General features: G+C 50.6%; 12 protein-coding genes. 9 read left to right on the forward strand and 3 right to left on the reverse strand.

Going from position 1 to position 7,210, the window contains the following annotated elements:
• The first annotated feature begins 147 nt into the window (after window positions 1–147).
• Together ACSHXH_RS18820 and ACSHXH_RS18825 are read left to right on the forward strand one after the other, a co-directional pair.
• Entirely contained in the window at window positions 148–288 is a 141-nt protein-coding gene (locus tag ACSHXH_RS18820; protein ID WP_435673338.1) for a DUF3768 domain-containing protein, read from the forward strand.
• A 48-nt stretch (window positions 289–336) separates the two neighbouring features.
• On the forward strand, window positions 337–1,062 hold the full coding sequence (locus ACSHXH_RS18825; protein WP_435673339.1) for a hypothetical protein: 726 nt from the start codon (window positions 337–339) through the stop codon (window positions 1,060–1,062).
• A gap of 11 nt (window positions 1,063–1,073) precedes the next feature.
• On the opposite strand, the gene ACSHXH_RS18830 is transcribed toward ACSHXH_RS18825, so the two are convergent.
• Entirely contained in the window at window positions 1,074–1,490 is a 417-nt protein-coding gene (locus tag ACSHXH_RS18830) for a cupin domain-containing protein (protein WP_435673340.1), read from the reverse strand.
• Window positions 1,491–1,773: 283 nt separating this feature from the next.
• Here ACSHXH_RS18830 and ACSHXH_RS18835 point away from each other — a divergent pair, with 283 nt between their 5' ends.
• On the forward strand, window positions 1,774–2,340 hold the full coding sequence (locus ACSHXH_RS18835; protein ID WP_435673341.1) for a tyrosine-type recombinase/integrase: 567 nt from the start codon (window positions 1,774–1,776) through the stop codon (window positions 2,338–2,340).
• On the opposite strand, the gene ACSHXH_RS18840 is transcribed toward ACSHXH_RS18835, so the two are convergent.
• Both ACSHXH_RS18840 and ACSHXH_RS18845 read right to left on the reverse strand, forming a co-directional pair.
• A complete protein-coding gene (locus tag ACSHXH_RS18840; RefSeq protein WP_435673342.1) occupies window positions 2,332–3,570 on the reverse strand; it encodes a tyrosine-type recombinase/integrase in 1,239 nt (412 codons plus the stop codon). The genes ACSHXH_RS18835 and ACSHXH_RS18840 overlap by 9 nt on opposite strands.
• A gap of 155 nt (window positions 3,571–3,725) precedes the next feature.
• Window positions 3,726–4,199, reverse strand: a complete 474-nt coding sequence (locus tag ACSHXH_RS18845; protein WP_435673343.1) for a winged helix-turn-helix transcriptional regulator — start codon at window positions 4,197–4,199, stop codon at window positions 3,726–3,728.
• A gap of 104 nt (window positions 4,200–4,303) precedes the next feature.
• On the opposite strand from ACSHXH_RS18845, the gene ACSHXH_RS18850 reads away from it, so the two are divergent.
• The 6 genes from ACSHXH_RS18850 to ACSHXH_RS18875 all read left to right on the forward strand — a co-directional run bounded on the left by ACSHXH_RS18850 (window position 4,304) and on the right by ACSHXH_RS18875 (window position 6,789).
• Complete coding sequence (locus ACSHXH_RS18850; protein ID WP_435673344.1) at window positions 4,304–4,933, forward strand: DUF6854 domain-containing protein; 630 nt, start codon at window positions 4,304–4,306, stop codon at window positions 4,931–4,933.
• A 34-nt stretch (window positions 4,934–4,967) separates the two neighbouring features.
• Window positions 4,968–5,354: an MAPEG family protein gene (locus ACSHXH_RS18855; protein WP_435673345.1), complete on the forward strand. Its 387-nt coding sequence runs from the start codon at window positions 4,968–4,970 to the stop codon at window positions 5,352–5,354.
• Between the two features lie 89 nt (window positions 5,355–5,443).
• Window positions 5,444–5,794 carry a cupin domain-containing protein gene (locus ACSHXH_RS18860; RefSeq protein WP_435673346.1) on the forward strand — a complete coding sequence of 117 codons (351 nt, stop codon included), beginning with the start codon at window positions 5,444–5,446 and terminating at the stop codon, window positions 5,792–5,794.
• Window positions 5,794–6,048 (forward strand): DUF3303 domain-containing protein, encoded by a 255-nt coding sequence (locus ACSHXH_RS18865; protein WP_435673347.1) that lies wholly within the window; start codon window positions 5,794–5,796, stop codon window positions 6,046–6,048. Before ACSHXH_RS18860 ends, ACSHXH_RS18865 begins: the two co-directional genes overlap by 1 nt.
• A gap of 64 nt (window positions 6,049–6,112) precedes the next feature.
• On the forward strand, window positions 6,113–6,481 hold the full coding sequence (locus ACSHXH_RS18870; protein ID WP_152600847.1) for a hypothetical protein: 369 nt from the start codon (window positions 6,113–6,115) through the stop codon (window positions 6,479–6,481).
• A gap of 23 nt (window positions 6,482–6,504) precedes the next feature.
• Complete coding sequence (locus ACSHXH_RS18875; protein ID WP_435673348.1) at window positions 6,505–6,789, forward strand: hypothetical protein; 285 nt, start codon at window positions 6,505–6,507, stop codon at window positions 6,787–6,789.
• Window positions 6,790–7,210: the final 421 nt, after the last annotated feature.

Genomic DNA, 7,210 nt, shown 5'->3' on the forward strand with positions numbered 1-7,210 from the left:
TGTGTGACCTCGAAGAGAACTATGACCCCGGACGGATCAGTTGCTTTCCGCTTGACAGGGCCGCAATCAGAGAACGGCCCGTGGCGATCAGAGCCACATCTGACGAGGCCTGACACACGACCGATACCGATAAACTTGACCCAGAAAATGTCCCGAAATTACCTTGCGAAACCGGGAGCATCCACACACGACTATTACGACTTGGATTACTCAATGCACTCGCCCGATCCCAATGATGAAACTGTCACAGCGCGGGTGCTCACGGTGATGTTGGCCGAAGAGTACTGAACGGGGATTTCTGTGGCGAACTGATGCGGTTCGTGGCACAGATTTCCCATGATTGCTTTTCGAACACTGCCCCATGACGCACCTGAACTGGACATCTGCCCCTTGCTCAGAGCTGCACAGATGACGCTGCAATATGCCTTTGAACATGATGGCATAGGCCTGACGCAAACCAAGGCATTCAAGCGGGTATTCGTGCACTGGGCAGCTGAGCACTTTCACTGGCCCGGCATGGGATATGAAGAGCTGTTTCGCTACAACAAGGTGCTGAACGAATACGAATTCCCACCCTTGGAGATGACGCACTTTCTGTTGAAAACGCTCAAGCTCGGTCGCCATTACAAAGGCCAATTCAAAACCACAAAACAGGGCGCAGCATTGGCCGCAGATAGAGGGAAACTGTTTGCTGAGCTGATCCCGTTCTTTCTGTTTCGCATTGATCACGGCAGTTACAGCCGTTTGGCAGAAACGCCCACGGGCAACTGGGATACGTGGCTGAACGTGATCAACGTGGAAGCAGATCACGGTATAGATGGAACACAGCTGTTTCGCACGTTCTATGGGTACGAGCCATCCTATGCCGACGATACGTGGCGGGAAGCATCAGCTTTTACGTCTTGCGTGTTAAGCCCTTTGAAATGGGCTGGCATGTTGGACTCTGTGGCAAGCAAGGACGAGAATAACCTCCCTCGGCAGCATTATGTCAAAACACAGCTGTGGCGCTCAGTGCTGGAGTTGGACACAGATCCGCTTCTTGCGCCAATGCAGAAACACTGACAGCGCTGGGTTTATTCTGAAACGGTGTTTGGTACCCCCACTGCACCGGAAAACACAACGAATATGCGTGCGATGCCATCGCCTGTGTTTTCACCATTGTGGCGGGAGCCAAGGGCTTCAATCAGGGTGTCACCTTCTTGATATACCCGTTTTCCATCATCGCCATAGTCTACTGTTAGCTCGCCTTCGAGCATGTGGGCTGTGAGTGGCGCTTCGTGCCGATGCCAACCTGTGACTTGGCCAGGTTGCATGGTAACAATCGCTGCGGTGATCTGAGCAGGACCTTCAGGGTAGACGATCTGTTGCCCAATGATGGTTGTTTCTGATTGCAGCAGGACGTCAACAGGCGGGTAGCCATTTTCCGCATAGCCTGCGCAAGCCAAGGCTGTTCCAAGTGCAGCGATGAAGAGGGTGGGGCGAGCAGTCATGCGTCGGGCCTCTTGTTTTATGAATATTCGCGAAGAGTAGGGGTATTCAAAACGGCAACAGTTGAGGCCTTCATGTAGACTTCGCCGTGCCCCTAATATCAAGCAGAAAGGCTATACCGCACGACACAGCTGAAAATCTCATAGAACAAGCATTGTATGAGATTTTCATCTAAGTCATTGAAATAATTGAAACTACAGTCGTCACCATTTCCGGTCGACCAACCGAAACCTCAGACTTTACAGTCAAATACAGCATAACATTAGGTTTTGAGGGGATCGCACCATGCGCCAAGCACAGACGCTCAACGAAGCCCAACTGCGCCGCGTACTACACTACTGCCGCAGCCGCCGTCATCCAACACGTGACGAAACCATCGTCCTGTTCAGCTTCTATGCAGGGCTCAGGGCCAAGGAGATTGCGGCACTCACAGTGGGCGACGTGTACGACGAAGCTGGTGCTGTGCGTACACAGTTCATCCTTGATGCAGCTCAGAGCAAAGGCGGGAAAACACGCACTGTGTACCTCAACCAACGCCTGCGCAGGGCATTGGCGGAATATGCTGCAGGCTTGAACTTGAGCGATCCCAATCGAGCCCTGTTTGAGAGCCAAAAGGGCGGGCACTTTTCGGCTAACACCATGTGCCAGCTGTTCTTGGACATCTACAAGGCAGTGGGGCTCAAGGACGCCAGCAGCCACTCAGGTCGCCGCACCTACATCACCAGATTGGCGAACAAGGGCGTGGGCGTGCGCTTGTTGGCGGAACTGGCGGGGCATAGTCATATCTCAACGACGCAACGCTACATTGACGTGAACGCTGAACAGTTGAGCGCGGCAGTTGAATTACTCTGACATTTGTCGCTGCTGATATTCCTCCAACGACAAGTCGTACCGCTTGCCTGTGAGCATATCTTTCTTCAGACGCGGCGTGAGATGGCTGTAGTGGCGTTCAATCATCCCAATTGATGTTCCCATCTGTATTGCCAGTGCGTGGATATCCATGCCGTCATTCAGCAGCGCGAACGTGGCATAGGTGTGTCGCAGACTATACAGTGTTCGGTTCTGCCCCGTGCGCGGGCAGGTAATCAGCCCCGTTTCTGTGACGAACGCACGAAAGGTTTGATGAAGGTTCTTTGACACTGTGCCATCTGGCAAGCGGAACACGGGCAAATCAACACGCTGACGGAGCACGTCCTCAAATGTGATGTGCTTGATGTCTTCTGAGCGTTCGTGAATGCGCCGAAGGTAGTTGATGGTGCCCGAACGACAAATGATGTCACGCCGCCCAGTCTTGCCGCGCACACTCATCTCCAAGTACTGCAGGCCATCTTCTTCAAACAGAGTGATGTGTTTCCAGCGTAGGTTCAGTGCTTCTGTGCCGTGTCGTATGCCCGTGTTGGCGAGGATTAGCACATAGTCGCGCAGCAGATACCGCATGTCCGTGGGTTTGCCCGCTTTGCCCTGCTTGATCCAATGGGGCAGTTTGCGGATCAGTGTGCGGTATTCGTCACGTGTGAAGTCTGGACGGCGCTCACTGCCCTCCCCCTTGTTGGCCAGCATGGGCACGTCTTTGTGGGCCAAAAATCCCCGCGCCACAGCTTCTTCAAACACGCGGTTCATTGCGGAGTTATGGGTGTTCAGCGTTGAGGCCTTTGGTTCACGCCCCATCTTTTCACGTCGCCACTCGTAGAACTGCTGGATTTTCTCGTAGTTGATAGAAGTCACATACTGGGCACCGAAGAACGGGATCAGATAACGTTCGATACAAACGATGTAGTCCTTGTACACCTTCTTGCCCAAGCCAGCGTCCAGCTGCTTGCGCATATCCACAATCGCCAGTCTGGCCACATCAGAGAACTTCTTGGTGACGATGGGCAGATCGTTTTTGTGACGGAACTTGTATTCAAGGTAGGTGTCGCGGGCGTACTCTTTGGCCTCAGCCAAGTCGCGCTTGCCTGTGCTCACGCGGATCGTATGTCCGTCGATGCTGAACGCAGCTTGCCAACGCTTACTACGCTCACGGCGATACACGCGAACCTCGCCGTCCAGTATCAGATGTGTATCGTCCCGCAGCTGCCGCATGTCCCACTCCTCGCAGCAACAATACAGCCGAACACGCCAACAAGTCTACGGAAGTGTGTGTTAGCCTGCTAGGGCTTCGCAGTTGAAACAGATTCAGGATTGTCTATCCTTCACTGTTGATATTGTCGAACGTGCAGCCACGTGTAACTAAAAATTTATAGGTTATCAGCCAGCCACCACAAAGGCGTTGGTTCAATCGTCTTCGTCACATGAATCTGGTGCAGCCGTTCGAGTAGCTTCTTTTTCAAATCATCATCCCCTGAATGAAATGGACTGGTGCGCGAAACAAATTCCGGCGAGGGGTTTCTGAATTCGGCAGTCCAACTAGCCAAGTGAAACAAAATAGGTACGAAAGCGATCCCAGCTTCAGTGAGGAAATAAAGCTTCTTCTGTGCGTGATCGTCCGATTTTTGAACATTCAACAGGTCCAGCTGTACCATATAGTGCAATCGTGATGACAGCGAAGCCGAAGAAATTCCCTCACGATTGTTTTTCAATATCTCGTTGAAGCCACGTCGATCAAATAACGCAATTTCGCGGATAATTATTGGGATCCACTTGTCAATAAGCAGGTGTCCAGCCAGGCCGATTGGGCACATTTCCTCTTCGACGATTTTCAAGTCAAGCATGTCATGTCTCCAAACCACTTTAACATACAGACTAGACGGTACATCTGCGTCAGGTCAACCTGTTCTAAGAAACGGTTAGTTCCAACAAAACCGGAGGCTTTCGGATGTCTACTCCCAAATTTATCGTCATCACCGCAGCTACTTGCCCCGCAGCAAGCAGATCCGGCGCTTTGAACGAATTGGCCAACTTCGCTCAGGACTGCCGACAAAATGGCGCAGTTCGCGTGACATATGGCAGCGTGATCTCAGGCCGCTATCCCGGGGCTTTGGTGAATGTTCAGTTCTTTGATGACCTACAAGGATTTGAGAGCGTTATGAACATGATCCCGCAGTCCTCCGCCTATTCGCGTATGGTCAGCGATCACGCTGTAGCGCCCTTTGCTCGAAATGTATTTCGGGGTAAACCGATCGAATTTGAGCCAAAACTTGAGCCCACGCCCAAGTATCTGATGTTGACGAGGGCCCATCGTCGGTCTTTGGAAGAAACTGCAATGCTAGATTTGCTAAACAAGACCGCGCCCGTGTTCAAATCAGCAGGTGCACAGACCATGCGCATGGGACAAACACTTACTGGGTCTGATCTTGGGACATACATGTTGGGTGTAACCTATCCTGACATGTCGGCCATCGAGAAAACTTACGATACTCTCGCGGCAAATCCTGAATTTGCGCAGCTGATGAACGGCCTCGAAATCGACATGCGTTCAATAACGAAGATCGCTGGCATTCTTTAACAATTCAAGGACCTACCATTTGGAGGATCATCCTGTGCAAGAATATCTGATTTATCTCGCGTGTTATGGAGCATTCGTAATTTTCGTAATTTTGGTACAAGTCTTGATTGCCGCCCAGCAAGTCGGACTATCAACGCTAGCCGGAAATCGAGAAGCCCTTACTTTAACCGGTCTCGCTGGGCGAATGGAACGCGCCGCGAATAACTCCTTGCTGGCGTTGGCTTTAGTTGCACCCGCTGTGGGAATGATCCACGTGGCGGGCACTGCACCCGACTTAGCCAATCTACTTTTACTGACGTTTTTGGTCGCCCGCATTTTTTACGTCGCACTCTACGCTCTTGGGGTCACTTGGCTGCGCACGGCTGCTTGGATGGTCGCCTTCCTGTCTAACGCCTTACTCTACCTGCAGCTGCTCCTTTAACTTGAAGAGAGCAGCGTGTAGGGTAGCCCATTTTCTTTGTCGCGTTGTATAGACGCACAAACAAACCACAGACTGAAAGGATACCTAAGGTGTCAATAGAAGTGAAAAGTTTTGCATCGCAAGCCGATGAAGCCAAGGACATGCCAAATGCACGTATGGAGGCTGTAAATGTTCTTGGTCAACGGATCATGAAGCTGACGCTTGCGCCAGATTGGAAATGGTCCACCGACATCAAGCCACTTGTGGGCACACCCAGCTGCCAAGCCACGCACACAGGTATCATCGTTGAAGGCACCATTCACTGCGTTTGCGACGATGGCTCTGAGGCTACCTACACCGCAGGCGATGCTTACGCGATTTCACCCAACCATGACGCTTGGTGCGTCGGTGGTAAGCGTGCGGTTGTCTACGAATTCGCTGGCATGTGGGGAGAACAATAATGTTGTTCATGGTCAAGCTCACGCATGATTATACAACGTGCCAAGCTCATCATCTCGAAAAATTCCCTTTGTTTAGGGATACATTAGCAAGCGTAGGTGATCACGGGATCAAGGTGCATGGTCACTATTCCAACCGCCTAGAGCATACAGCTTTCATGGTACTAGAAGCCGATACCTTTGAGCAACTTGATACTGCTTTCGATCCAATCCTTGAAATGGGGAATTTTGAGGTCACTCCGATTGTGAAAAAGTAGCCTTCGAATGCGCTAACCACTTTAACACTTATACTGGACCAAGTTTCATCGTGATGCTGACTTCATGCGTGGCGATATCGCAAATAAAAGGGAAATAAAAATGCCAACAGCCACCGATTTTTTGAATGCTTTCCGTCACGGGTTCCGGGAAAAAGATGCGTCGCAATTAGACGCTCTCACCACAGATGATTTTGTGTTTACGTCAATAAGCTCAGGAACACACAGGAGCAAAACGGAAGCGTTAGAATGGTTAGTGAGTGGAGATTGTATCTCTATTGATGACTACGTGATCATACAGGACACGGATGATTGTATGGCGGGCACGCACACTGGCTCAGGAAAAGATTGGAAGGTTAACGCGTTTTTCTTTGCAAAAAAAGTGAACGGTAAAGCTAGTGAATGGTACGTGACAGGTGTTTCAGTAAACAAGTAGTGTAAATACAAAGGAGTTGAGGAATGCCAAAAAAACTATCGATTGTTCGTTTCAAACCCAAGCCTGAATGTTTTGATGAATTCTTGCAAAATATCCAAGACTGGCACGCCCAAGTGTTCGCTGATGGTGACCACCGTCTAATGCGGACTGAAGAGGAAGTTGTTGCTATAGTTGTTAGAGACAGCGAAATGCTAGACGAAAATATCAAACGTGGGGTAAATTGGTTAGACAGCCAAAGACCTCTCTTGCAAGAATACAATGATGTAGATCGTCACACGATGCCCATAACAGGCGATCTCGTAGTCTAGCATTAGATCGACTCGTCATATTTTTAGTGCTGAAATTGGCCACGTCGGTGTGTGGGACCTACTAACACCCACGGTGTTGGTAACTACACCAATCGTGTCCCAAACCACGTCCGCCCAAAAAAATCCGCCAACACAGTGTCCCCAACACAGTGTTTGAACAGAAAACCGAAAACACAGTGTTCCCTGTTCTCGTGCCAACATAGTGCCCAGCAACTTCACAGTGTTCACCACAGCGATTCCGCTCTGCTCGCAGCCTGAAAACACGGCAAAAAGTGTGTGTTTGGTGTGTTTTTGACAAACACACGCATAGGGCGTTTTGCCCTGATCTATGTCATTGATTTTGCTTGTAAAATGGTGCCCGGGGGCGGAATCGAACCACCGACACGAGGATTTTCAATCCACTGCTCTACCCCTGAGCTAC

This window comes from Marivita sp., from assembly GCF_051251565.1.
Classification (GTDB): domain Bacteria; phylum Pseudomonadota; class Alphaproteobacteria; order Rhodobacterales; family Rhodobacteraceae; genus Marivita.